The 26168-nt window shown below is 50.6% G+C and carries 24 protein-coding genes; 12 read left to right on the top strand and 12 right to left on the bottom strand.

The window, feature by feature from the left end:
* Positions 1–180: 180 nt before the first annotated feature.
* Positions 181–1908 (bottom strand): DNA polymerase III subunit gamma/tau, encoded by a 1728-nt coding sequence (gene dnaX, locus DEF47_RS10045; RefSeq protein ID WP_012191449.1) that lies wholly within the window; start codon positions 1906–1908, stop codon positions 181–183.
* A gap of 423 nt (positions 1909–2331) precedes the next feature.
* Between dnaX and DEF47_RS10040 the strand changes: the two genes are divergently transcribed.
* The 4 genes from DEF47_RS10040 to DEF47_RS10025 all read left to right on the top strand — a co-directional run bounded on the left by DEF47_RS10040 (position 2332) and on the right by DEF47_RS10025 (position 5947).
* Complete coding sequence (locus tag DEF47_RS10040) at positions 2332–3414, top strand: YihY/virulence factor BrkB family protein (RefSeq protein ID WP_012191448.1); 1083 nt, start codon at positions 2332–2334, stop codon at positions 3412–3414.
* A 199-nt stretch (positions 3415–3613) separates the two neighbouring features.
* Positions 3614–4033 carry a hypothetical protein gene (locus tag DEF47_RS10035; RefSeq protein WP_287045116.1) on the top strand — a complete coding sequence of 140 codons (420 nt, stop codon included), beginning with the start codon at positions 3614–3616 and terminating at the stop codon, positions 4031–4033.
* Between the two features lie 15 nt (positions 4034–4048).
* Positions 4049–4942, top strand: a complete 894-nt coding sequence (rsmI, locus tag DEF47_RS10030) for a 16S rRNA (cytidine(1402)-2'-O)-methyltransferase (protein ID WP_012191446.1) — start codon at positions 4049–4051, stop codon at positions 4940–4942.
* 276 nt (positions 4943–5218) lie between these two features.
* A complete protein-coding gene (locus DEF47_RS10025) occupies positions 5219–5947 on the top strand; it encodes a PIG-L deacetylase family protein (RefSeq protein ID WP_012191445.1) in 729 nt (242 codons plus the stop codon).
* Here DEF47_RS10025 and DEF47_RS10020 read toward each other — a convergent pair.
* The 6 genes from DEF47_RS10020 to DEF47_RS09995 all read right to left on the bottom strand — a co-directional run bounded on the left by DEF47_RS10020 (position 5919) and on the right by DEF47_RS09995 (position 11701).
* Complete coding sequence (locus tag DEF47_RS10020; protein WP_012191444.1) at positions 5919–6620, bottom strand: hypothetical protein; 702 nt, start codon at positions 6618–6620, stop codon at positions 5919–5921. The two genes, DEF47_RS10025 and DEF47_RS10020, sit on opposite strands and share 29 nt — an antisense overlap.
* 11 nt (positions 6621–6631) lie before the next feature.
* A complete protein-coding gene (locus DEF47_RS10015; protein ID WP_012191443.1) occupies positions 6632–7288 on the bottom strand; it encodes an SDR family oxidoreductase in 657 nt (218 codons plus the stop codon).
* A complete protein-coding gene (gene trhO / locus DEF47_RS10010) occupies positions 7285–8058 on the bottom strand; it encodes an oxygen-dependent tRNA uridine(34) hydroxylase TrhO (protein WP_012191442.1) in 774 nt (257 codons plus the stop codon). Before trhO ends, DEF47_RS10015 begins: the two co-directional genes overlap by 4 nt.
* Positions 8059–8113: 55 nt before the next feature.
* Positions 8114–9262 (bottom strand): WXG100 family type VII secretion target, encoded by a 1149-nt coding sequence (locus DEF47_RS10005; RefSeq protein ID WP_012191441.1) that lies wholly within the window; start codon positions 9260–9262, stop codon positions 8114–8116.
* A 203-nt stretch (positions 9263–9465) separates the two neighbouring features.
* A complete protein-coding gene (locus DEF47_RS10000) occupies positions 9466–10353 on the bottom strand; it encodes a hypothetical protein (RefSeq protein ID WP_012191440.1) in 888 nt (295 codons plus the stop codon).
* 124 nt (positions 10354–10477) lie between these two features.
* Positions 10478–11701, bottom strand: a complete 1224-nt coding sequence (locus DEF47_RS09995; protein ID WP_012191439.1) for a WXG100 family type VII secretion target — start codon at positions 11699–11701, stop codon at positions 10478–10480.
* Between the two features lie 200 nt (positions 11702–11901).
* On the opposite strand from DEF47_RS09995, the gene chrA reads away from it, so the two are divergent.
* Positions 11902–13068 (top strand): chromate efflux transporter, encoded by a 1167-nt coding sequence (gene chrA / locus DEF47_RS09990; protein WP_012191438.1) that lies wholly within the window; start codon positions 11902–11904, stop codon positions 13066–13068.
* 258 nt (positions 13069–13326) lie between these two features.
* Here chrA and DEF47_RS09985 read toward each other — a convergent pair whose 3' ends face one another.
* The 5 genes from DEF47_RS09985 to DEF47_RS09965 all read right to left on the bottom strand — a co-directional run bounded on the left by DEF47_RS09985 (position 13327) and on the right by DEF47_RS09965 (position 19829).
* Positions 13327–15879: a hybrid sensor histidine kinase/response regulator gene (locus DEF47_RS09985; RefSeq protein WP_012191437.1), complete on the bottom strand. Its 2553-nt coding sequence runs from the start codon at positions 15877–15879 to the stop codon at positions 13327–13329.
* Positions 15880–15937: 58 nt separating this feature from the next.
* Entirely contained in the window at positions 15938–17989 is a 2052-nt protein-coding gene (locus tag DEF47_RS09980) for an NAD(P)/FAD-dependent oxidoreductase (protein WP_012191436.1), read from the bottom strand.
* A 130-nt stretch (positions 17990–18119) separates the two neighbouring features.
* Positions 18120–18362 carry a hypothetical protein gene (locus DEF47_RS09975; RefSeq protein ID WP_012191435.1) on the bottom strand — a complete coding sequence of 81 codons (243 nt, stop codon included), beginning with the start codon at positions 18360–18362 and terminating at the stop codon, positions 18120–18122.
* A 34-nt stretch (positions 18363–18396) separates the two neighbouring features.
* Complete coding sequence (locus DEF47_RS09970) at positions 18397–19263, bottom strand: hypothetical protein (protein ID WP_012191434.1); 867 nt, start codon at positions 19261–19263, stop codon at positions 18397–18399.
* A 20-nt stretch (positions 19264–19283) separates the two neighbouring features.
* The gene (locus DEF47_RS09965; RefSeq protein ID WP_287045115.1) at positions 19284–19829 is read right to left on the bottom strand and encodes a hypothetical protein; all 546 of its coding nucleotides are present in this window, start codon (positions 19827–19829) and stop codon (positions 19284–19286) included.
* 500 nt (positions 19830–20329) lie between these two features.
* Here DEF47_RS09965 and DEF47_RS09960 point away from each other — a divergent pair, with 500 nt between their 5' ends.
* The 7 genes from DEF47_RS09960 to DEF47_RS09930 all read left to right on the top strand — a co-directional run bounded on the left by DEF47_RS09960 (position 20330) and on the right by DEF47_RS09930 (position 26028).
* Positions 20330–21313: a zinc-dependent alcohol dehydrogenase family protein gene (locus DEF47_RS09960; RefSeq protein ID WP_012191432.1), complete on the top strand. Its 984-nt coding sequence runs from the start codon at positions 20330–20332 to the stop codon at positions 21311–21313.
* Positions 21314–21323: 10 nt separating this feature from the next.
* Positions 21324–22487, top strand: a complete 1164-nt coding sequence (locus tag DEF47_RS09955; protein ID WP_012191431.1) for a methionine aminotransferase — start codon at positions 21324–21326, stop codon at positions 22485–22487.
* On the top strand, positions 22487–23005 hold the full coding sequence (locus tag DEF47_RS09950) for a hypothetical protein (protein ID WP_012191430.1): 519 nt from the start codon (positions 22487–22489) through the stop codon (positions 23003–23005). The genes DEF47_RS09955 and DEF47_RS09950 overlap by 1 nt, the downstream gene beginning before the upstream one ends.
* A gap of 464 nt (positions 23006–23469) precedes the next feature.
* A complete protein-coding gene (locus tag DEF47_RS09945; RefSeq protein WP_012191429.1) occupies positions 23470–23727 on the top strand; it encodes a GlsB/YeaQ/YmgE family stress response membrane protein in 258 nt (85 codons plus the stop codon).
* Between the two features lie 59 nt (positions 23728–23786).
* Positions 23787–24044 (top strand): GlsB/YeaQ/YmgE family stress response membrane protein, encoded by a 258-nt coding sequence (locus DEF47_RS09940; RefSeq protein WP_012191428.1) that lies wholly within the window; start codon positions 23787–23789, stop codon positions 24042–24044.
* Positions 24045–24253: 209 nt separating this feature from the next.
* Positions 24254–25018: a glycosyltransferase family 2 protein gene (locus DEF47_RS09935; RefSeq protein WP_012191427.1), complete on the top strand. Its 765-nt coding sequence runs from the start codon at positions 24254–24256 to the stop codon at positions 25016–25018.
* A gap of 20 nt (positions 25019–25038) precedes the next feature.
* Positions 25039–26028, top strand: coding sequence for a GDP-mannose 4,6-dehydratase (locus DEF47_RS09930; RefSeq protein ID WP_012191426.1), 990 nt, complete (start codon positions 25039–25041; stop codon positions 26026–26028).
* Positions 26029–26168: the final 140 nt, after the last annotated feature.

Here is a 26168-nt window from a genome sequence, read left to right as displayed (position 1 = left end):
GGGGCTTTAATCCCCCGGCACCCCCTCAAGTACAACTGGTGATAGGCAACCAGCCTTTGATGAACCATTCGATCCGTGGTTCACAGCGGAAAACCTATGATCTTGGGTTTCCCCCTGTACCCTAGAAAAGTTCGATTAGTGGATACGCATCGAACTCGATTCAAAATAAAGCCCTAAAATTTAGCTGCCATCCTCTTGCACGCCGACAATGCGGGCATCGAAAATATTACGGGCAGCCTTGACCACATGATCTTTCATGATCTCTTCGCGCTGGCGACGAGCATCACGGGCACGATTTTGCTGATCGCGGTTGGCTTCTTCGCCGCGCACAAACATCTGCCGATTCACCGCTTTGGCCAGTAAATCTTCGATCAACCGGCGTTGGGTTTGGTCGTCGAGTTGTTTGGTATGGAATGGCGAGGGTGTGCCGATCACCAAGGTGTTGTCTTCAAGCGCCAATGGTTCGCAGCTTTTGAGCACCGCTTGCAAGCGCGGATTGTAGGGCTTGAGATCTTCGATCACTTGCAGCCAAACCGCCTCGACCTCGGCCAACAAAATTTCCGATTCAGCCAAAACGATATGTTGCTCGGCTTCGGGCATTGGTTGAGCTGCTACAGCAGCAACTGGCACTGGCGTTGGTTCGGCCTGTGGTGGTTGCTCAACGACTGGTTGCTCGACTGGGCGTGGCGTAACCACACTTGGCGTTGGGGTTTGGCGTTGGACAGGTGCTGGCTCAGCTGGGCGTGCAACCGCCGGATTCGGGCGCGTTATCGGAGCCACCGTGCCGCGAACTGGGCTTGGTGCAGCCACCGCAGCTGGCACTGGCACAACCAAGGCTTCAACAACCGCCATTTCTAAGGGCAATTGACCATAGGGCGTAGTGCGTAGTTGATGATCGAGTCCGCTGAAAATTTTGAGCCACGCCAAAATCGCTGCCAAGGCCAGTTGTTGGCTATGGCTTTGCATGGTAGCCAACACGTCGTGCCCAACATCAAGCAAATCGGCGGCTCCGCCCGATTTAAGCAACATCAGGCCGCGTAAGTAGCTCACCACATCGCGGGTGAATTGACGTAAATCAGCGCCTTGGTCGGCAATCGTGTTGATCACGCTTAATGCCGCGGCCACATCTTCGGCGGCAAAGGCGGCGACTAAGGTTTCGACCTCGCGCGAGGCGGTTGCCCCCAGCAAACTTTGCACCCGAGTCAATGGAATTTGCGGTTCGCCATAGCCCATTAACTGGTCAAGGATGCTCATGGCATCGCGCATCGAGCCAGTTGCTGCGCGTGCCACCGCCTCAGCCACGCCAGGCTCAAGGAAAACGCCTTCTTCGCCAGCGACCCATTCGAGGTGGGCAATTGTGTTAGCAATCGTATGGCGATTGAACACAAAGCGCTGACAGCGCGAAAGAATCGTCGCTGGCACTTTGTGAAATTCAGTCGTCGCCAAAATAAACATGGCATGGTCAGGTGGTTCTTCGAGGGTTTTGAGCAACGCATTGAAGGCAGCGGTGCTCAGCATATGCACTTCGTCGATCACATAGACTTTTTTGCGAAATTGGGTTGGGCGAAATTGCACTTTTTCGATAATTTCGCGGGCATCATCAACGCTGGTATGCGAGGCAGCGTCCATCTCAATCACATCGACGGCCCGACCTTCGGCAATTGCGCGGCAGGTGCTGCACTCGCCACAAGGCCGCAAACGCGGATCGCTTTGCTCGCAATTGACCGCCTTGGAGAGAATCCGTGCAGCACTGGTTTTGCCAACCCCACGCGGCCCAGTAAATAAATAGGCATGGCCAATGCGATTGGCGGCAATAGCATTGCGCAAGGCTTGCACAATATGGCTTTGGCCCACCAAATCATCGAAGGTCTGCGACCGCCATTTTCGATATAACGCTTGCGACGACATCTATACTCAACCCTTTTGAAACATCAGTCTCAATTATAGCATGCTCACCAATATGAACGATGAAGGATGAGGGATGAATTATGAAGGCAAATAAGAACATAGAAGATAGCGCAAAGGAGAATGGTTGATTGGGTTGGCAATGAATTACATGCCTTCACCTCCTCGCCCACTCAACAGGCGAGGAGGAACCACTAAACCAAACGCCCCTCGCCTGCCGCAGTATGAAGATACCAAGGTTGCAAATGTGATGATGAGGAATCACCAAACCAAACACCCCTCGCCCGCCGCAGTGGGAGAGGGGTTGGGGTGAGGGAACGTTAAAATCTTGTAAGCTGCCCCTTTTCCTCTAGCCCCATTCGTGGTATACGAGTTGCAATTGCTTGGTTGAGCACGAATTAACCAATCCATCAGCAGGGGGCAGCTATGCAGCCAAGTATTATTAATTTATTTAAACAAACATTTAAAGAGTGGGGCGATGACAAAGTGCCACGGCTTGGGGCTGCCTTGGCCTATTACACGGTATTTTCGCTTGCGCCACTGTTAATTATTGCAATTAGCATTGCTGGCTTGGTGTTTGATCAAGAGGCCGCTCGCGGTGAGGTTACCCGTCAATTAGCCACGTTAATTAATGACGATGCGGCCCAAGCGATCAACGAAATTATTCAGCAATCGAGTAACCAGCGCTCAGGCATTATCGGCACATTAATTGGTGTGGCAACCTTGCTCTTTGGTGCTTCCGGCGTTTTTGGTCAGCTCAAAGATGCCATGAACACGATTTGGGGGGTGCAACCAAAGCCTAGGCGCGGGATTTGGGGCATCGTCCAGGAGCGCTTTTTCTCGTTTACGATGGTGCTGGGCGTGGGCTTTTTGCTCTTAGTTTCGCTGATTATCAGCACATTGCTTGAGGCTGGCAAAAATTGGCTGTTTGGCGCAGAGATTGGCATTGTGTTTCAGATTATCAATTTAATCGTTTCATTTGGCATTATCACCGTCGTTTTTGCCCTGTTGTTCAAATTTTTGCCTGATGTTAAGATGGCTTGGCGTGATGTTTGGATTGGTGCAGCACTCACGGCATTGCTCTTCACCATCGGTAAATTTGCGATTGGTCAATATCTGAGTACCAGCAGCACCGCCTCGACGTTTGGCGCGGCTGGCTCATTGATTATTGTGCTGTTGTGGGTCTATTATTCGAGCCAAATTCTCTTTTTTGGAGCTGAATTGACCCAAGTCTATGCCAATATGTATGGCTCACACGTGCAACCCGATGATGATGCTGTAGCCGTGACTGCCGCTGCTCGGGCTGAACAAGGCCTGAGTAATCCTCATTCGCCGCGTGATCAGCGCACGCCGCGACCGAAATTGGCCGCCAGCAAACCACAAATTATTGTCACTGAACGCTTTAAATCATTGGAAAAACAACGCTATCTAGCAGCAGTTTTGGGCTTTCTGCTGGCAGTGGTCGCAGGGGCATTCAAGAGTTTACGCAACGATAAATCGCCATCTTAATATGAGCGAGATCGGCACAAAACAGCGGGGCGTTGGCTCCGCTTATTTATTTTAGGTTTATGTGGGAATGTTGGGGGGCTTATCTGATTTCATGATACCATGCGCGACAACCCCGAGTCAATCGGCAATTCGATCAGTAGACAAACCTATGTGGCTGGCCTACGATAGCCGTTCAAGCCATCAAAGAGGAGTGTATGCTATGACCGACCTGCGGCAGTCAGAAGAAGCATATCAAGTCGAACGTGATCGTCAGCGTATGGAGCGTGAATTGCATGAAGCCAAGTTGGCTAATCGCGAGTTGCGCCGTCGGCTTGAGAAGGTGCAGCAACAGCTCAACGAAACGTCGAACGCCTATAATAAAACTGTTAAAAATATGCTCGATATGATTCGTGAGAATAATGAATTAACCGTTGAGTGCGAACGTTTACGTTGGTACACTGGGCGCTACGATAGCGAACACATTCGTGTTGAAACTAAACAATTGCCCAAACTTAGCCCCGATGAAGCGCGAGCGATTCGCAAGGCCATGGCGCGGTTGCATCACCCCGACATCGGCGGTAGCATCGAACGCATGCAATTGTGGAATAGCCTGTTGGATCAGATTGAGCAAGGAAACTAGCGACGAAGGAAGGTTATGGCTGTACTGTATGTGGTTGCCACGCCAATTGGTAACCTTGAAGATATTAGCCCACGTGGCTTGCGAATTTTGCAAGAGGTTGGCTTGATTGCCGCTGAAGACACTCGCCACACCCGCAAATTATTGCAACGCTATCAGATTGAAACGCGGTTGATCGCCTACCATGAGCATAACAAACTAGCCCGTTTGAATACGATTTTGCTGGCTTTGGCCAACGGCGATGATGTGGCGTTGGTTAGTGATGCTGGCACGCCAGCGATCTCTGACCCTGGCTACGAGTTGGTTGGCGCAGTAATCGAGGCTGGATTTGTGGTTGTGCCAATTCCTGGGCCAAGCGCGGTAATTACAGGCTTGAGTGCTTCGGGTCTGCCAACCGATCGCTTTTATTACTTGGGCTTTCCGCCGCGCCGTTCCAAAGAGCGTTGTGCGTTGTTCAGCGAGGTTGTCGATATTCCGGCAACCTTGGTACTGTATGAAGCTCCGCATCGGATTTGCGAAAGTTTGGCCGATGCTCTTAGCGTTTTAGGTGATCGCCCTGCTGCCGTAGCGCGTGAATTAACCAAACTTCACGAGCAATTCGTCCGTGGCACGCTCAGCGAATTGCTGGCCCATTTCAATGCGACTGAGCCACGCGGCGAGTTCGTGCTGATGATCGGCGGAGCCACGCGGCCTGCCAAACGCAAACCAAGCAGCACTTCAACCAATGAACTTGGAGTTGCGGTTACAACCGATGAAGCTCCAGTCGCAGTCGATTGGGATTTGATTCGGAGTGAGTTGCAACGCTTGCGGGCTGAAGGTTGGACGGGAACTAAAGCTGCCAAACATCTGGCCAAACACTATGAGCTTGATCGCCATCAAGTATATAGTGAATGGAGCAACTTGCCAGAATAAGCCCAATCGCTTTGAAACTTGTTCATAATGCTCTTAGGCAATATTTTGGGATGATAATAATCCACGGAATATATTTTAGGGGGTGCAGGGGGATGAAAACCCCCTGCGTTTCCCTCCAGGGGAGGGACGGAAGGGTGGCGAATCCGAGTTGAAGCAAAAAGCTATAGATTGTCAGAATAAGCCCAAAGTCGCACGCTTGCTCGCTCATTTAAGGCGTATGATTAAGCTTGGAACTAATTTGGACTGCCCTGAGCAGTGTGTGACGAAAGGTCATCCATGAGCGAGCAAACATTTACGCCCAAACGGATTTTAGTCGTTGTAGCCCACCCTGATGATGCTGAATTTGTCTGTAGCGGCACGTTGTCGCGCTGGTATCGCGAAGGCCATCAGATTCACTTTTGTCTTTGCACCGATGGCAATCATGGCTCAAGCGACCCCAATATGACTCCCGAACGCTTGGCCGAGATTCGCCAAGCTGAGCAACGGGCTGCCGCTGCCTATGTTGGTGCTGATGTCACATTTTTAAGCTTTGAAGATGCGGCATTGGAGCCAACCCTTGAATTGCGCAAAGCCATCACGCGGGTGATTCGGCGCTACAAACCAGATATTGTGGTCTGCCAAGATCCATCATTTCGCTACAGCGATGATTATTTGAACCATCCCGACCATGTGGCGGCAGGCAATGCCACTTTTGGGGCAATTATGCCAGCGGCTTCAACCCGTTTGATCTTCCCCGATTTGTTGGCGGAAGGGCTGGAACCCCACAATGTGCGGCAAGTGTATTTAATGGGTGGCGAACGGGTTGATACCTGGATTGGCTTGACCGAAGAGGATTTTCAGCTCAAACTCAAGGCTTTGCGCGAACACAAATGCCAATTGGGTGATTGGGAGCCAGAGCAAATGATGCGCGACTGGGCGGTTGCTACCGCCAAATCGGCGCGTGAAGCCGGAGTTGAATGCGAATTGGCCGAATCGTTTAAGCTCGTGACCCTAGTTCGAGATTAAGCAGGCGTTGGGCCGAACTGATAAAGCGAGGATCGTAGGCCGCAATTTCGTGCCAACGATCCTCGTCGTTTTGCAGGCCGCTAATCAGCCGTTGCTGCACATCAAGCAGCGCATTGCGAATGGTTGGATAAGCCCGTTTTTGTTCGAAACGGCCAACATCAAGCACCTCACGCGCTAGTTCAACACTGTATTTGGCGATCCAACGTGGCTTGAGCCGCTGCCAATCGAGCAATGGCATGGGCTTGGTGTTGCTCAACAAATCGCTGGTTTTGACCCAAAATGCTTGCGGCGGCAGGATCGCAATCGTTGAATAATATTGTTCGGTGGTTTTGTTATGCCGATTCAAGCCATCGAGCAAGGGCAACAAATCGCCAAGCCGTACCAAAGCGGGGCGGGTGTTGATGTAATGCAGCAATTCATCGCGGCTAATTTGATCATCCTCAAGCAAATCGTGCCACAACGCAATCACCGTCGCAATTTCGTCGCGAATGCCAAACACCTCGACAATTTGCACTGCAACTTCTACCAAATGATACAAATAGGGCTGATCGCTCAGCGGACGCATGCGCCCTGCATTGCGATCGACCGCTAGTTGGAGCGCTGGCTCAACTGCTGAGCCAAGATGTAAGGCTCGCAATCGGGCAATTAAAGCTTCAGTTGGTAGATGTTGCATTGTTTACCTCATTAGCGAATCAAGCGCCAGAATGAGCGACCTTCAAGGGTTTTGCCAATCGTGGTTTCGTCTGCGAGGCACTTGAAAAAGCTCAACGCCAAATCGTTGACATCAACTGGCCGCATAATTGCGCCTAAGCGCCCAATCAAAGGTAATTTGCTGAGCAGCGCAAACGGCATGCTTGCTAGTTGGATTGCGCGGCGGCTTGGCCCGACAATCGCCGCAGGCCGCAGAATTGTCCAATCGAGGCCACTTTCGCGCACAGCTTTTTCGGTTTTGGCCTTCCAGCGCAAGTATGAGCCGAGCGGCAAGCCTGCACCCGCCGAGCTAAGCAGCACAAAGCGTTTAACTCCTTGCGCTTGGGCTGCTTTGATCAACGCGATGGTTGTGCCATAATCGACGGTTTCGTAGCTGACATCGGCATTAAATTGAGCTTGAGTTGTGCCGATCGTTTGAAATACCGCCTCGCAGCCCTCAAGCGCTGCCTCAACACTCGCTTGATCAGCAAAATCGCAGATCGCAAAGGCTTGGCCAAGGGGAAAATGAGTTTTGCTAGTGGCACTTTGGCGCACCAAAGCCCGTACTTGCCACTCCGAATTGTTGGCAGCTTGGCTGATAATCCGTTGGCCGGTGTAGCCCGTGGCTCCGGCTAAAGCGATCACGGTCATAAACTTGCTTCCTCGCGCTTACGGGGCAATCCCGTTGGCTGATCCAAATCGTAGTGGCCTGGCTTGAGCTGCTCATCGACCGCGACCCGTTGATCAAACACATAGCACTCACCTTGCCATTGATTGGCGCTTGGCTCGACCGTTTCGAGGTATTTCAAAATGCCACCCTCAAGATGATAGACCGCTTGAAAACCCTTGCGCAGCATATAGGCCGTGGCTTTTTCGCAGCGAATGCCGCCAGTGCAAAACATCGCCACCTTAGGATGTTGCTGCGGATCAAGGTTTTGCTCAACAAACGCCGGAAATTCGCGGAACGAATCGGTTTTGGGATTGAGTGCATGGGGAAATGTGCCAACTTCAACTTCATAATCGTTGCGTGTATCAATCACCACCACCTCGGGATCATTGATCAGCGCATTCCACTGCTCGGCATCAACATAGGTGCCAACCCCATCGTTAGGGTTGATTTCGGGCATGCCGAGGGTCACAATTTCCTTTTTCAAACGTACTTTCATGCGCTGAAAAGGAATTTCGTTGGTCCACGATTCCTTCCAAACCAAATCGGCGAGGCGTGAATCGCTGCGTAGAAACTCCAACAATTCGCGCATGGCTGGCTCGGGGCCAGCAACGGTTGAATTAATCCCCTCGTGCGCCAGCAAAATCGTACCTTTGATCCCGCGTTGGTTGCAAAAATCGCGCAATGGCTCGCGTTTGGCGGCAAAATCGGGCAAATCGACAAATTTATAAAAAGCGATGACTAAAATATCCATAATGATCGTCGTTTCAGCTAAAAATAGTCTGCTGAATATTGTACCACGCTGAGTCTTAATCGTTCAGCCAAGGGTTTGGTGCAACGTTGATGGTGTAATCGGAGCCATTTAATGCCTCAATCGTTGTAAATTGCACACTATCGATAGTGTTTGGCCGATCCCACAAACTAATTAACTCGGGTGACCCATTGATCTCACGGCCTGTCGCAATGGCAACGTGGGCGATTGGGTTGCTGCCATCGTCGAAAAAGATAATACTGCCAGCAGGAATATCATTACAGGGATTCCACTCAGTGCTGTGTTCACCACCAAGGGCAGTATAAATTGCTTGTTTGTGTTCTTCTAGCGTGATTGGTGTCCCAACCTCGGAATAGACTGCATCAAGCTCGTCATAGGTGATATTTCCACCCAAGAATGCTGAAAATAAAACAAATTCCCAACAATTCATTGAGCCAGTGAGCGGATTTGGGGGTGATATTTGGCTTGAAGGCTCATTAGAATTAGGTACGGTGCAGATCCATTGGGCAAAATTGTTAGTTCGAGGTTCATGGGTTAGCGGGTCTGTGAGAAAGATCGCAATACATCCATCTGCTCCTTGTTGCGAAGCTAACCACCGGAATGATCCAATTGAAAGGACTGCCATCACGATATATGCTTGATCACCTGCGCTGGCCCTGATTAAGTTTAATACTTCTGGATTTTGCAAAATAGCTTGACGTTCGACCAGCGAGGCGTTCTCAATCAGCGCCAGCACCGTAGTGATATCAAATGACTGAGGATCAATCGCACCAAGCATGTGTTCTAAAGTTTCAGGTTGGAAGCGACTGAGTTGCTCGGATAGGTTTGTTTCAAGATGATTGAGGATCTGCCAAGGGCTAGCGTTGCCGACTGCTTGCGCCATTTCACCCCGAAATAATCCGGCAGCCTCGGCTTCAGCCTCGTGAAAAAGCTGGGCTATTTGGTTTAAGCTGGTTTGGCTTTCACTAAACACATGCTGAAGTTTGCAATAGGCAGGGACGATCTCGGCATGGAATTCTTTGAAACAGGCAGTGGCTGCATCGCCCATCCAGCCGCCATGTTCAAGCGCTTGGATAGTTTGCCTGAGGCTTTGTAGAATTGCTTGAACCTGGGTTTGTTGCTTGGCGAAGCGTTGGGCGAGTTGTTCGAGCTGTTGGTACTGAATTTGAACGATTGGCACACTCATAGACAGCGGCTCCGTGGCTATTAAGTCGGCATGTGGTTTTATGCGCATTGATTGGTTGTGGAGCATACTCGTTTCAGCACGATTAGGCTATCACCATCTCTAGGTGTTTGGCGCTGAAAAGCATAATGGAATTGAGGATTTACCGCGTTTGGCCCGCCCCACTGTAGAGCGTTCGTCTACGTAGCGGGGCGGGCTGGCATTGGTTACGGTGATTGGAGTAAATAGACACCCTGTTGATCAAAGCCGAGCCATAGCATCATGCCTTGGGCATTGACAACTGCCCGACTTGGAATCAGCGAATAGGTTGCTGGCTGCCAACTTGGAGGCAACAAGTCATTGCTGGTGAGGCGGTTTTGTTCTTGGCCATCAGCATCCATCCAAATAATCTCGTTGGTGGTAACGAGCAAGGCTCCACCAGTTGGCGTAGCCGATTTAATGTTGGCAAACCAACGATTTAACGGCGATTGTTCAACGGTACTGGTGGTTTGGGTGGCTAGGTTATGCCGATGCCATTGGCGAGTTTGGCTGCTTGCTTGGTAGCTCCACCACATAACAATGCCATCGTAGAGCCAAATTTGGCTTGGGGCAGGTGTATTTTGAGCAAATTGTGGGCTAAGCTCACCCGTTTGGAGGTTAATTTCCCAAAGCTGCCAGCCTGCACGGTTGCCAGCATACAACCAGACGCGATCTGCATCTTGCAACAGCAGTTGGCGTTGATCAAGCTCATCGGGCAATTCAAATGGACGGTCGTGTTGCCAAAGCAGCTTGCCATTCAAATCGAGCAATTGAATGCCGACCGTGCGTGGGCTGGCAACGGCCACGACAAAGCCTTGTGGGGTTGGCATAACCGCCGTTGCGTTTGCCTTGACGCTTTGGTTAATCTCCCAGTAGCGTTGATCATCAACGTTGATGATTCGACCATCGAGCCAAAACCATGGCTGTTGCTGGGTATCTAACACAATTTCAGGTGTCATCCGACCAAGCGGCTGATTTGGCAATGACGTTTGAATATCGATCGGCTTTAATCCGGCCTCGCCCCATGGAATAAAGCCAAGGATACTGGTAGCTTGAGTTGTTTCGATCGTAGGCATCACAGAACCCTCTTGTGGTTGTGGCGTGGTGGGCATCGCCGCAGTGCAACTGCTCAGCAATAAACCAGCTAGCCACAGAATTAATCGTAATCGGTACGATAAGGGAATCACAGATCTATCCTAACTAATCATTCGGCTGATCCCATGGATTGGGTGAAGTGCTAATTTGATCTAATGGAATGCCAGCGTCGGCCATTGAGGCCTGTAAATCTTCAATGGTGGTACGTTGCATTGATCGCACAAAATTACCATTTGAATCTTGAGGCAATACCCATAAACTCATGATCTCAGTCTTGCCATCAGGGGTTGTTCGGCCTGTAGCAATTGCAACGTGAGCAAGTGGGCTACCGTCACTTTCAAAAAAGACAATACTGCCTGCGGCTGGTTGATCGCCTGATTGCCATGTGCTGCGATTATCAGCACCAAAGGCATCTTCAATCACATTATAATAATCAGCGCCTGCATCAGCCGCGTTTTGATGAATTTCGCGTAATTGACTTTCGCTGATTTCGCCACTTAAATAGGCGGCATACATGGTTGCTTCCCAGCAATTCATCGTGCCGTTAAGCGGATCAGGTGGCCCTGCTTCGCCACGCATCCAAAGTGCAAAATCATTAGTTCGTTCTTCTCCGGTTAAAGGGTTAATCACATCAGATTGAATCGCCCCATTATTGGCTGGGCCTGAGCCAGCTGGCCAGAATAATGCTCCTTCGAGCAATGCCGCCGTAAGGACATCGGCAGCTGTACCTTCGCTGATGCGAATATATTCCATTAATTGAGGGTCATTTAAAATCGCTTGACGTTCTGCTGGGGTTGCCTTGGCAATTGCATCTAAAATAACATTGGGGTCTACACATTGATCTTTGAGCGAACGGATGAGGGTTTCTAGCTCGCTTGCTTGGCCTTGTCCACCACCGCTACCACTTAAATTAGTGGCAAATGCCTGAACTGTTTGATACATACCACCATTGTCGGCTTGAATGTTGCCACCACTCCCACCGACGGCTTGGGCGATACCACTTTCACCCCCAGCGGCGGCGGCAAACTCGCCACGGAAGAGTGCGGCAGCTTCTTCTTCGGCCTGACGAAAGAGCGTTGCAATACCTTGCAGGGTACTTTGGCCTTCACCAAGGACGTTACTGAGTCGGGTATAGGCAGGGACTACCTCGGCATGAAATTCTTTGAAACATGCGGTTGCTGCATCGCCCATCCAGCCGCCATTCTCAAGCGCTTGAATGGTCTGCCTGAGGCTTTGCAAAATTGCCTGCACGTGGGTTTGTTGCTTCGAGAAACGTTGGGCTAGCTGATTGGCCTCCTGATAATCGATTTGGACGATTTCGTTACCCATACACACTGCCTCCAGGGATTTGACGAGTAGTGATTTAGGTGTCGGGGATAGGTAACAACCTACGTGTAGATGGATTGAAGTGGGGTTGTTGCGACGAGGTTACCTAGTCTCAAGCTGACTATAGCATAGTACTCTAAGCTATGTAAAGTACTATTTTAATATACAATGCAAGCGATTGACTGATTGCTAAGGAACTATCTATGGCTGATGCGCCAGGATCGGTTGGTCCACCACAGGAATCGTATCTGCGACTTTTTCTGCGCTTTTTGCGTTTTGGGTTGTTGGCTTGGGGTGGGCCTGTCGCCCAAATTGCCATGATTCGTCAAGAGTTGGTTGAGGAAGAACAGTGGATTGAGCGCGAACATTTTAATCGGGTGCTAGCAGTTTATCAAGCCTTGCCTGGCCCAGAAGCCCATGAATTATGTGTTTACTTTGGCATGGTTGCCCGTGGCCGAATCGGTGCAGTGCTGGCGGGTTTGGGCTTTATGTTGCCTGGCTTTGTGCTGATGCTGTTGCTTTCGTGGGCCTATGTGGCCTATGGCATTACCGCCGTTGGGATTGGGGCAATCCTATTTGGTTTCAAGCCAGCCGTGGCAGCCTTAATTATTCGGGCAGTCCATCGGATTGGCGAGCATGCTCTGACCAATCGCTGGCTCTGGGCGATTGCACTTGGCGCGGGAATAGCCACACTTCTGAGGGTGCATTTTATTGCTATTTTGCTGTTAGCCGGCGTGATGTATTGGTTATTGCAAAAGCCTCAATTAGGCCGAACTCGTTTGCATAGCTCGTGGGTGCCATTGTTGGCGGTGGCTATTTTAGCTGCACCCAGCGTACTCAGTTTATTTGGCTATGGCTTGCGCACAGGCTTGCTGACTTTTGGTGGAGCCTACACGGCCATTCCATTTTTGCAACACGATGCAGTAACCGTTGGCGGCTGGATGACCAACGAGCAATTTATTGATGGTGTGGCCTTATCAGGCATTTTGCCCGCTCCGCTGATTATTTTCTCGACCTTTGTGGGCTATTTGGGCGGGGGCTTTGCTGGAGCATTGGCTTTAACCGCAGGCACATTTTTGCCAGCATTTTTATTTACCATTGTTGGCCACCACTGGCTCGAACGAATTATCGCCAATGCTGCAACCCATGCGTTTCTTGATGGCATTACGGCGGCGGTGGTTGGCTTAATTACCGTCACCACCAGCCAACTCATTTTCGATGCTTGGCCGCGTGAAGTGGCTCCGGCAGTGCTGGCTTTGGCAATTGCCGCGCTCAGCTTGTGGGTGCTGTATCGCTCAAAGGCCAAGTGGGTGACAGCGGCGGTTGTGCTTGGTTCGGGGGCGTTGGGGTTATTATCGTTACTGATTTAAATTGCGATGCTTTGGTAGATATAGAACACCCCTCTCCCGCATGCGAGGCGAGGGGGAACCTGCCTACCGATATCCATCGAAACTCCCCTCTCCCGCGTTTAGTGGGAGAGGGGTTGGGGGTGAGGGAACGTTAAAACCTACCCTTGAAAGCTGACCCCTCTCCCGCATGCGAGGCGAGAGGGAACCTGCCTACCGATATCTATCGGAACTCCCCTCTCCCGCGTTTAGTGGGAGAGGGGTTGGGGGTGAGGGATTAGTTTAGGCAATCACCCGTGGTGTAAGATCGAGCGTACCAGCCAATAAATGCGCCACCGTCGTGCGCAAAATTGCTTGATCAAACGGCTTGGCAACCACGACATCAGCACCGCGTAATTTGGCTTCAGCCGGATCGATCTGGCGTGCCCAACCTGAGAGCATCATCGTGCGGATGCCATGCTCACGTTCGCGAATCAGCCGCAACACATCCCAGCCCATCATATCGGGCATGCCAAGGTCGGTGATGACCAAATCGAACATGCCAGGCCGGAATTTAGCAAGGGCATCACGGCCACTTTCGGCGCTAACAACTTCATGGCCCCAGGCTGCCAACATGCGACTAAGCGCGATCCGCACTAATTCTTCGTCTTCGACGATCAAGATGCTGCCGCGCACGCTGGGCGCATCGTCATCAGTGGCCTCGACTTGAGCAAAATCGACTTCGAGCATTGGCAGCCAAATTGCGAAGTTGGTGCCTCGGCCTTCAATACTTTGCACTTCGATCCGCCCGCTATGGCGTGAAACGATCGCCGCAGAAACCGCCAGCCCCAAGCCATTGCCCCGCTCGCCCTTGGTGGTAAAGAAGGGATCGAAGATCCGCGCTTTAACTTCTTCACTCATACCGATGCCGCTATCGGCGACCGACACAAACACTTCCGAGCCACGTTGACCTGTGGCTACCCGCAACATCCCGCCATTGGGCATGGCATCAACGGCGTTGATGATCAGGTTGGTCAAAACTTCGCGCAATTCAGCAGCATGGCCGCGAATCGTCGGCACATTCAGAATTTCGCGTTGGAGTTCGATGTTGACACCTTGTTCTTGGGCGGCGTTACGCCAACGTACCCGCGTGAGGTCGAGCGCATCTTCGGCCAATTCGTGTAGCTCAACTGGCGCGTCAATTTCGCCATCGTCCTTGCGGGCAAAGCGTTGAATTCGTTTGACGGTTTCCGCGCCATCTTTGGCAGCACGTTCGATGACCCGCAGGGTTTCGCGTTGCTCTGGGTTTTGCAATTCGCCCATCAAAACTTGCACATTGCCCAAAATGCCTGCCAGCAAATTATTGAAATCGTGGGTAACGCCGCTGGCCAATTCGCCGAGTGCCCGTAATTTCTCCACAAATAGCAGGTGATCTTGGGTTTGTTCAAGCTGTTGTAAGGCTTGAGCACGTTGGTTATACAAGCGCCCATTGACCAAAGCAGTGGTCAAAAAGTGCGATAAACCACCCAATAAACTGACTTGTTGTTCATCAAAGGCGTTGGGTCGGCGGCTGGTCAAATTCAACGTGCCCAAGCGCACATCGGCGGTGGTCAATGGCTGAATCAACAGCGATTGAGCCTCATCGGCGAAGGGTAATTGCAAGGGCTGGCCTGTATGATGCTCAACCTCGGCGATATAGACCGGATGGCCCGCTTCATAGGCGGTGCGCAACGGGCCATTGCCCTCGGTTTCTTGACCAGCGCTCAACATGCCATAATCGGCATCGTTGGCCGCCAGCACTTGAAACATATTGCTGCCAACATCATAGGTGGTAACGCTGGCTTGATCGTAGGGAATGAGCTGGCGAATTTGCTGCAGGGCGGTATCCAAAATGCGCTTGAGATCGAGTGAGGTGCTAATTGCTCGTGCCAAGTCGTTGATGGCCGTCAAATTTGTGGCGCGTTCGCGGGCATTGGCAAATAGTTGGGCATTGCTCAGCGATGAAGCCAGTAATTCAGCAATATCACGCAGATGATTGAGGGTTTCTTCATCGAGTTTTTGGCTGCTTTGGCTCAGCATCACGCCGATAATATGGCCGCTATTCATCAAGGGGTGAGCCACTTGCGTTCCAACCGTGCTGGGAGAGGGCAATGCAGTATCAAAGGGCGGCTGGCGTTTGATGATAATCTGGCTTTCGGCAGCAGCTTCGGCGGCAATCCCTGCGCTGAGCGCCAGCCACAACGTCGAGGTCGATTCGATTTGCTCGGCTTTGCGGGTAACACCATGGCGCACGACAATGCTGCTATTTTCGATCAAGCCTACGCCAACAAACGAAAGATCGAATTTTTTGACCAACGAACGCACAAAATCGTTGAGCAAGGTTTCGATCTCAAGGGTGCTGTTGAGCAAGCGGGCTAGTTTGAAAACCGCTTCGTGGCGAGCTTGCACCGTTTGGAATTGGCTAGTTTGTTGGGTCAAGCTGGTTTGGCGATCCAACAGATTTTTGCGCAAGGCCTCAACTTTTTGCAAGGTGTTATCAATCAACGGATCGCCCGAATTGCCCGATTCAATTGCTTGATCAGGGTCGAAGTCGCTTGGCAGTTGTTCAAATGGTTTGCGGGTTTGGCGCACGCTGCGCATGGTCATAATCAGGGTGGTTAATGCCCCAACCACCGCCGCCGCGCCAATTACGCTATAAATAATCAGTTGTTCGTTGGGACTGATCGCACGGGCTTGACGCTGCGCCTGATCAAATGTCCACCAGAACCATGCCAAACCGCCTGCAATCAGCAATAACGAAATCGTCAAACCAATCAGCAGGGCATTGCGAATCCGAGCAAGTGGCGAACGTCGCATACACACTTCTCAATAGTTGCTGCCAAAAAACAACAACGTGAGCCAATCCAAAAAAGAGCTAGCCAAATTGCTTGATTGAGGGTTGTGAACCAAGCGCTTGGCTTTGATGCTCAGGGCTAGATTTGAGCCAACCCATCGCTCGCCATTCGGCATAGGCTGCATTGTACTGAAAAAGCCATGGTTTAGGCAAGCGGCCAACCAACCAACTTGGTAATTGTTGACCAAACTGGGCAATGAATGCTGCGCGGCTAAATCGCAGCCAATCGCCAATCCAGCGCAGCCAATCGCGCCAACCAAGCACTTGCCAAGCAACTTGCATAATCCGTGGGTAGAAGGCCAGCGTGCCTAAGACGACCCGATTATAATCGTGCCAAGTCATTTGATCTTGGAAAAAGCGCCGTGCGAGGTCGTATCCCAAGCGATTGAGCACATGAGCAAAGACATTTTGCAGCTCATTGACATCTTGCGGGCGACCCCATGGAGTCATAAAACGGCTAAATACCCAATTCATGCTGACATTGCTTTGATAGGCGCTAATCAAACTAAGCTGCTGAGGGGCAAGCAACGCTTGTTCAAGTGCTTGTTCGAGCAAATCGGTGGTACGGCTTAAGTTGCGGACAAACGAGCCGAAGCCACAAAATGTCAACGGCGATTGTTGGGCTGAGGCATCGCCCAAAGCCAAAACGCCTGCCAAAGGTTTAGGTTTGTTCAAGGCATGACGCGCTGGAATATAGCCAAAAACCGGACGGAGATGCTGAGCATTCGCTTGAAGCTGCTTATAACTTGGCAAGAGTTCAAAGTAATCTTCAAATAAATCCAGCAGCGAATGGCGATATTTGGCTTTGGCTCCAACCTGATCATAGTAAAACACATAGACCGTCAGTTCATGCTCACGGCCTGGAAAGCCTTCCCAAATCAGTTGGCGATCAGCTTGGGTATCGGCAATGCTGATCAAAATATCGCCCAAGTTTTGGTCATGCTCCGCGCCACTAAGCACCGTGCCAACGGTTGGACAGATGCCAGCAAATGGTTGGGTTGCCAGGGTTAATGGCGAGGTTGCACCCATAGCATCGATCAGCAAACGGGCAGCTATCAGTTGCGTTTGATCTGCTTTGTGCACGGCTACGACAGTTTGTTGCTGCTTTGGATCGTGATAGACATGCTCAAAACTGGTGTTATCCCAAATAATGCCGCCTGCAGCCAGAAACTGTTGGCGGGCATAATCGAGCAACGCACCAGCATCGAGCGCAATATCTAATACTTCGGGTAAGTGTAATTCGGCAGGAGCAACGGCAGAGCCAGCCGCGTGAAAGCGCACAATCCCATCGTGGTAACGCGCCATAATAATCTGGCGTTCGAGGATTTCCCACGAGATAAAGCCAGTTGCTACTAAGCGTTCAAGTTCAGCCTGCGAAATATTCCATTCGCGATGAGCGCAACCAACCTGATGCCGATCAAACACCAGCACATTTAGCCCTTTGCGAGCCATCAGCGTGGCATGAATCAAGCCCAAGCCGCCGCCAGCATAGACCAAATCGACCGCCAGATCAGCCTTGGGCAATTGATCGGTCTGGCTATAGGGCAAGTTGGGCAGTTGGCCATGCTCAAATTGCTGCCAACGTCGATCGAGTGCTTGAATCCGTTGGAGTTGATCGAGCGCATTCATGGTGTGGAAAGCTTGCCATGTGCGCGGATGGCTTTGGGCAAGTTGGTCGCTTGGCGTGGATTGGGTTGTCCAAGCGTCGCGCCAATGTTGCAAAACGTTGGTTAATTCGTTGTGTAACCAGCGACGGCGTTGCCAATAGCGCCATAATTTAAACGTGGTTTTAGGCCATTCAACATGCAAGGTGGCCCGAACGTGAGTGCTGGAAACACTATCCAGCAATTCGAGCAGCAAATCGGCTTTGAGGCTTGGTTGCGTGATGCTCTGTGCTTGCCAATGCAAGCGTTGCGAGCTATGGTTTGGAGTAATCTGCCAAGTTTGATCAGCCCAAAGCCAGCGATCAGCGATAACAGCTCCCAACAACCAACCTTGTCGAGCAGCGAGGCTAGCGTGGATGAGGGCTGGTGCTGCCGACCATTCAATATCGATACGAGCGTAAACGTGCATAATCCCCACAATCGTGATAAAGCATTTGCTGGATTCTACGCAAGCGTGAGCCAGAATGCTTTAGGGGCAAAAGCACAAACGCCGCTTTTCATTGCGAAAGCGGCGTTGATCATTCAGCTTGGGTTTGGGTCTAACCAAACTCCATCTGCATGCCTTCTTGGAAGAGATCCCAAATCAACCAACAGATTGCATCTTGATCTTCGGGATGCAAATCGTCGATATACGATTTGGTGAGCTGGATAATATCAGGGCGACTGAGCAAATAGACTCGATGCCCCATTGTTGCATAGAGCCGAATCGACAACTCGTCGGCTAGTTCAGTCAAGTCATCATCGATTAAACGTTCGTCAGTCGAGTGTAAGCGACCACGCATCGGCCACCTCCAAGGGTTTGTATTAAGTTAAAACCTAGCGTGAGTAACCGCCAGGTCGATCCATGGGCGAGCGATCCATCGAAGTGGTATTGGTTGGTTTTGTGCCAGGGTTCATGGAAGTATCCATCAAACTATCGGCCACATAATCCAAGTACCCCTTGATATCCTCGTTATCTTCTAACGCGGCGAAGGGTGTTACGGTTCCGCTAACGGCCTTAACACTCTGAGCTAGCTCCTTCATGGTCGTGTCGATGCCGCGCACCAAGCCACGCATAACCGAAGCTAGTTCCTCTTTTTCTTGGACGGTCAAATTAGCAAAACCGATCAGCGCCTTCTCTTGGGCGCGGAGCAATGTATTGCGTAAAATAGCGATATCGGCTTGGGTTTGCAACTCGTAGCGGCGCACCAAGTGAGCTTGGCGAATCTGTTCGACCAACTCTTCACTGCTGACGGGTGTCCACAACAATGCTGGAATAAAGATAAAGCCGATCAACCCGACCAAAACCTGCAACAAGACAATATTGCTATCTTGGACGACGGCTTGGGTTCCCCACCATTGATATTGCAAGGTGAACGAGTAATACACCAAGATCAAGGCACAAACGACGACCACAACATAGCCGAGCGTCCGAGCGTTAATCTTTTGCAACAGCATGCCTGCTGGCGACCAAGGGATGAGAAAGCTAACCAAGCTGGGCGGTGCTAAGACCAAAATTAATGTAAAGGAGCCAGCAATCATTTTATTGGGTGTTAGAACGCTCTGAATGCCCCACCAATACACAGCCGATCCAACCATGGCACATACGGCCAGCACAACCAAGAGGGTTTTCGCCGTAAACTGAAAACCTCCTCCTCGGTTGCGACGTTGACCGCGAACCATTTCTAAATACCGACTGCTCATATGTAGAGTCTCCTTCTGCCCTATTGTGGCGTAATGTCGGGCGCAAGATAGACAAATGTTTCAATAACATCGCCGCTATAGCCAGCACGTCGAATCCGTTGAATCACGCTTGGTTCCAAGCTCAGGCCATAATCGACGTTAATTGTATAGGGAATAGCTAAAGCAGCTAAAGCACTCCAGCGCAATCGGAACTCGCCGCTTGCGATGAGTGGTGAACGAACCCAGCCAAGGCCAACATACTGGCCAGATATTGGGTCATACCACCAAAGCATGACCGCCCCAGGGGCATCATAGGCGATTGGCTCAGCAAATTGTTGAACATCAACTTTTTGAGCCTCCCATGCGGCGTTTCCGCTTGGTGGTGGGGTTAGTACAACCGTTGGCACAACTGAACTTGGCTCAACGGGTACGCTAGTCGAATTAACCTGACTGGTCGGGCCATCCACAACCACGGTTGGCACCTGAATTTGGGTTGGCTGACCAGTAACGTTGGTTTGTGATGGGCTACTTGGTTGAGTGCTTGGGTTCGACCCGCTAACCGTCGCATTGGCAGGAGTTTGGGTCAACGACTGAAGATTTAACCCACCCGGTTGGGTACAGCCTACCATCCCTAGTGCAACGACAAAAAACCACAGCCACCGCTGAACCGATGCTCGTTTAATACGATTTGTTGCGTACCGCCAAGCTCTGTGGAAGGTTGTCAATTGCTACCACCATCACTATCCAAATGTGGGCTGATATTGTGCCCTGCTCATGAGTACACACACATTAATTGAGGTGTCGCGAGCATGTGCAGATGAACATAATTATCAATGCCGCGCATTGAAATTATACTACAAGTTGGCTTCGCTTTTGTCAATGTTTTATTAGTCCTCTGTTAGTATATCCCTATGGGGGGAATTGGCCATTCCAATGGGCTATTTTAGGAGCTTGCTGGCCTTGATCGCGCTTTAGTGCAGCATGCTCCAACGGCCTGCAACTCCTAGATATTGATTGACATGTCACCCCATGGGGGAGTACGATATGCTTTAGCACGCCGATGTGTGTTTTATGCCAAAGGGATGCCATGAAAGCGATTGAGTTTCATGAATTTGGAGCCTTGGCAGATGTGTTGCAGTTGGTCGAACAACCAACCCCAACCGCTGGCGCTGGCGAGGTCTTAGTCCGCCTAACTGCTCGGTCAATCAATCCATCCGATGTCTACACCATCCAAGGGACGTATGGGGTGCGCCCAAGCTTGCCATCTGTCCCAGGTAATGAGGCCGCTGGGGTGATCGCGGCGCTCGGCGAGGGCGTTACTGGTTGGGATGTTGGCGATCGGGTTATCCTGATGCTCGGTGCGGTTGGGACTGCTGGCACATGGCGCGAATATGCCGTGGTCAAGCCGCAGTTTTTAGTGCCAACTCCGGCTGCCCTCACTGATGCCCAAGCTGCTTGTACCTGGGTCAACTATTTGACCGCCTGGATTATGAGCGATGAGTTGCAGTTGCAGCCCGATGAGCCTGTGCTGGTAACCGCTGGCGCTTCGCACTTGGGCCGTGCAATGTTGCAATTGTCCGCAGTCCGTGGCTTCAAAGTGGTTGCAACGGTGCGCAAACCCGAGCAAGCCCAAGCCTTGCTTGATGCTGGTGCGCTCGGCGTAATTACCCTGCCTGGCGACGACTTGGCCAAACGCTGGAAGGAAATTACCGGCCAAAAAGGCATTGGCAAGGCCATCGATGCGGTGGCTGGCGAAACTGGTACAGCCGTCGTCAATGCTTTAGCAGCTTATGGCCAACTGATTATTTATGGTTTGTTGAGCGGCGAGCCAATTCAAGTTGATGGCCGGATTGTGTTTAGCGAAGCGACGATTCGTGGTTTTTGGCTGGGCCGCTGGCTCAACCGCCAAACCCCGCAAGCAATTGGCAAATTGATCGCTGAAGTCAGCGCAATGTTTGCCGATGGCCGTTTAGCGCCGCATGTTGATACCACTGTCGCGCTTGATGATCTCGCCGGAATTGTGCGCGTGGCCACCGAAGGCGGCGCTGGTAAAGTTGTGATTACAGGCTAGGAGGCTCGTTGTGCATCCCAAATCCGCCAATCGCTTAGCTGGCTTTGGTACATCAATTTTTAGTGAAATAAGTGCTTTGGCTGCGCGTTATCAAGCGATTAATCTCGGCCAAGGCTTTCCTGATTTTGCTGGCCCAGCATTTTTAAAAGATGCTGCTTGTAGCGCTATCAACGCTGATCTCAATCAATATGCGCCAAGCACTGGCTTGCCAACCTTGCGAGCGGCGATTGCGCGGACATGGGAACGTCATAGCAAGGCCTCAGTTGACCCCGACGCTGAAATTACCGTAACTAGCGGGGCAACTGAAGCTATGTTTGCCATAATTATGGCGTTGATTAACCCTGGCGATGAGGTTTTGATTTTCGAGCCGTTCTATGATTCGTATCCGCCGAATGTGCTGATGGCGGGAGGCATACCACGTTATATTCGCTTGCACGAGCCACGCTGGGATGTGGATTTTGCTCAAGTTCGTGCCGCAATTACTCCCCAAACCAAGGCGATTATTTTGAACACGCCGCATAATCCCACAGGCAAGGTTTGGTCGCGGGCCGAATTGAGCCAATTAGCAACGATTGCAATCGAGCATGATCTCTTGGTGATCAGCGATGAAGTTTATGATCGTTTGGTGTTTGAGGATTATCAGCATTGCTCGATTGCCACCTTGCCCGGCATGTGGGATCGTACAATCACCATCAGTAGCACTGGCAAAACCTTTAGCGTCACAGGCTGGAAAATTGGTTATGCAATTGCCCCCAATTCATTAACTGAGGCAATTCGGCGGGTGCATCAATTTGTGACCTTTGCCAGTGCCACGCCCTTGCAAGCAGCAGCGGTGGTTGGTTTAAACGCTGGCGAACCCTATGAACGCCAACTATTGCAATTTTATAATGCCCGCCGCGAGCAATTGGTGAAGGTCTTGCGCGATGCTGGATTGTATGTGTTGCCGCCGCAAGGCACCTATTTCGTAATGGCTGATATTCGTGATTTGGGCTGGGAGAATGATGCAGAATTTTGCCGTTATCTGATTAGCGAAATTGGCGTGGCGGCAATTCCACCCTCAGCGTTTTACCACGATGGCTATCAATCAGGGATGGTACGCTTTTGCTTTGCCAAAAAGCCCGAAACAATTGCTGCCGCCGCTGAAAAACTCAAGCAATTAGGGAGTCGAAGCTAATGCGTTTTCCCAAATCTCAAGCGTTACAACTGCATTCGTGCTTCGAAGAATTGATTCCAGGTCGCATGCATACGAGCGGCCAGCGCTTCTTGCCTTTAATTGTGCTCGGTTTCAAGCAAGTTCGCTTAGGCGTGGTTGATCGCCATAATCATGTGAATCAGTCCCACGCTGGGCGCTATGGAACGGCTCGGTTGGTATTTCAACTGAGCCGCGTCGCTTTGCAGCCAGCCGATACCCAACGCATGGGCATCGAGCCAGAGGTTGGTAATGGACTGAGCACTATGCCTTTGGCTTATGGCTGCATCCAAGATTTAATAACCTGGGAGCGGCGCGACGATTTGGGCTATGCAGTCAGCTATGTCGAGGCAATTATTGCTGTCGGCGTTGGCAGCATTGGCCTGCGCACAACCTTGACTGGCCAAAATGTGGCCAAATTACCTAACGAGCAACTACAAACTGGCGATTGGGTTGTGTTGAGCAATTCACGGATTGATATTTTAGGTTTTGAGCCTGATTAGGAATCATTTTTAACCACGAAGAACACGAAGAGCACGAAGGGCGATATGGCTATAGACTCTGGGCTATCGGAACAACTATTGGTATTTCCAGCCAATCTCCGATAGCCAAAAGCCTACAGCCTCTAGCCATATTCCGCCCTGCGGCTCTGCGTTAAAACCTTCTACCTTCAATCTTATCTTCATCCTTCATCCCTCATACATTTGCCTTTTGATTTCTGCCTTTTGATTTTCCTCCGTGGCACACTTTCTGCATTTACTCCAATTCAGAACGACAGACTGAACATTGCAAACAGAAAAATGCTGGCACACTTTCTGCATAAGCATAACAGTAGAACGATACGTAGATTGAACAATCAATGAACAATCTACGACTACTGAAAAAAGAATGCTGGCACACTTTCTGCATAAGCATAACAGTAGTCAACACAAGCACTTATTGAAATTATCACACGGAGGAATCAACAATGTTATCACTTATTGCATGGCTTATCTTCGGTGCATTGATCGGTTGGGTCGCTAGCAAAATTATGAACACCGATGCTCAACAAGGCGCAGTTTTGAATATTGTGGTCGGGATTATTGGGGCATTCATTGGCGGTTTTTTGATCAACCGCGACGTGACTGGTAATGTGTTCAATTTGTGGAGCGTCTTCACAGCATTGATTGGTGCAGTTGTATTGCTTGGGATTGTAAACCTGTTCCAACGTGGCCGTGTCCGCTAAGTTTTGAATAAAAAATACAAGCACTGATTTATTAAAATAATTATTTGGAGGAATTAACAATGCTTTCACTGATTGCATGGCTGCTGTTCGGCGCATTGATCGGTTGGGTTGCTAGCAAAATTATGAACACCGATGCTCAACAAGGTACAGTTTTGAATATCGTGGTGGGGATTATCGGGGCATTCATTGGCGGTTTTTTGATCAACCGCGACGTGACCGCTAATGTGTTCAATTTGTGGAGCGTTTTGACCTCGCTGATTGGTGCCGTTGTATTGCTTGGGATTGTAAATCTCTTCCAACGTGGGCGCGTGCGCTAAGCCATCATCCTAGCCTGATCTGACGAATCGCGAATGCTACAATGCCGTAGCATTCGCGATTTTCGTTTAACCGCAGCTAAATCGCAACGCTGTAAAAGCCAAAGTAGCCCAATTAACACCAAGGTATGGCGGCAAAGGCGGCGCTTTCTGCTATAATCGCTGCTGTTGACAGTGATCAAAACGATTAACAACCAGTCAAAGGATCATAAATGACCAGCGAACGTCCAAGTATTTCGGTCTTCTTCCCTGCCTATAATGATGCTGGCACCATTGGTAGCTTGGTGATTACAGCATTTCACGTTTTACCCGAACTCACCGATGATTATGAAGTGATCGTGGTTAACGATGGTAGCAGCGATTATACCGCGCAAGTGCTTGATGATTTAGCCACCAAATATCCACGTTTCCGCCCAATTCACCACCCCAAAAACCGCGGTTATGGCGGAGCGTTACGCACAGGCTTTGCCTCGGCAACCAAAGATCTGGTGTTTTATACCGATGGCGATGCCCAATACGACCCCAACGAGTTGCGCGATTTGTATCAAGTGCTGACCCCTGAGGTTGATATTGTCAACGGCTATAAGATTGCCCGTTCTGATCCATTGCATCGTAAAATTATTGGCCGCATATATCACCATGGAGTCAAATTTTTATTTGGCTTTAAATTACGTGATGTTGATTGTGATTTTCGGCTGATTCGCCGCAAAGTATTCGATGTAGTCAATCTTGAATCCGATAGCGGCACAATCTGCTTAGAATTGGTCAAAAAATTACAAGATGCTGGGTTTAATTTTGCTGAAGTGCCAGTCCATCACTATCATCGCACCTATGGCAAATCGCAGTTTTTCAATTTCCCCCGTTTGTGGCGCACGCTGATTCAGTTGTTGCAGCTTTGGTGGAAGTTGGTCATCCTTGGCAAACATCTTAAAGAACAAGCTGCTCGCCAACGTGCTCTTGGGCGCGACGCGGGCTAACGGCTATTTATGGAGGTTGTGTGCTAGAGCAGGCATTTCGTGGCAAGCGTTGTTTGATTACTGGCGGTTTGGGCTTTATTGGCTCGAATCTCGCATTTCGTTTGGTCGAATTAGGCGCTGAAGTTGTGATCGTTGATTCATTGGTTGCTGAGTATGGCGGCAATATGGCCAATGTCCATGGCTTGGCTGAACAAGTGCGGATTAACATTGCCGATGTCCGCGATCAGCATTCGTTGCAATATCTGGTACAAGGCCAGGATTATCTGTTTAATCTTGCTGGTCAGGTTAGCCATATTGATTCAATGGAGAATCCCTTCAACGACTTGGATATTAATTGTCGGGCGCAGCTTTCAATTTTAGAGGCTTGTCGCCACAATAATCCAGCGATTAAAATTGTTTTTGCGAGCACCCGCCAAATCTATGGCCGCCCCGATTACGTGCCTGTTGATGAGCAGCATTTGTTGCACCCAACCGATGTCAATGGCATTAACAAGATGGCGGGCGAGTGGTATCACATTCTGTATAATAATGTCTATGGGATTCGGGCTTGTGCTTTGCGCATGACCAATACCTATGGGCCGCGCATGTTGGTCCGCCATGCTCGCCAAACTGCCTTGGGCTGGTTTGTGCGCCAAGCACTTGATAACGAAGTGATTAGCATTTATGGCGATGGCGAGCAACAGCGTGATTATACCTATGTTGATGATGCAGTTGAAGCTTTTCTGTTAGCAGCCATGAATCCGGCTGCCGATGGTCAGGTGTTTAATCTCGGCGGCCCTGAGCCAATTAGCCATTTGCAATTGATTTCGACCTTGACGGAAGTTGCTGGAACTGGCTCGTATCGACTCGTGCCGTTTCCCCCTGAAAAAGCCCGCATCGACATTGGCAGCGTCTATAGCGACTACAGCCGGATTCAAGCGGTGTTGGGTTGGCAGCCAACCACGAGTTTGCGCCAAGGTCTCGAGTATACCGTAAACTTCTACCGCGAATTCCGCGAATCCTATTGGTAGTTGGTTTCCCTCACCCAACCTCGCCCTCAGTGCGGCGTGAGATAAAAGGATCGGTCTTAATCTCTGGCTTGGGAACGACGATCCCATAGTTCATCGGTGAATGTGTGATCACCACGGCATGTCCTTGAGGGGGTGCAGGG

Source organism: Herpetosiphon sp., from assembly GCF_003512625.1.
Classification (GTDB): domain Bacteria; phylum Chloroflexota; class Chloroflexia; order Chloroflexales; family Herpetosiphonaceae; genus Herpetosiphon; species Herpetosiphon aurantiacus.
Note: the sequence above shows the minus strand (reverse complement) of the source record. Positions and strands in the feature narration are given on the sequence as shown.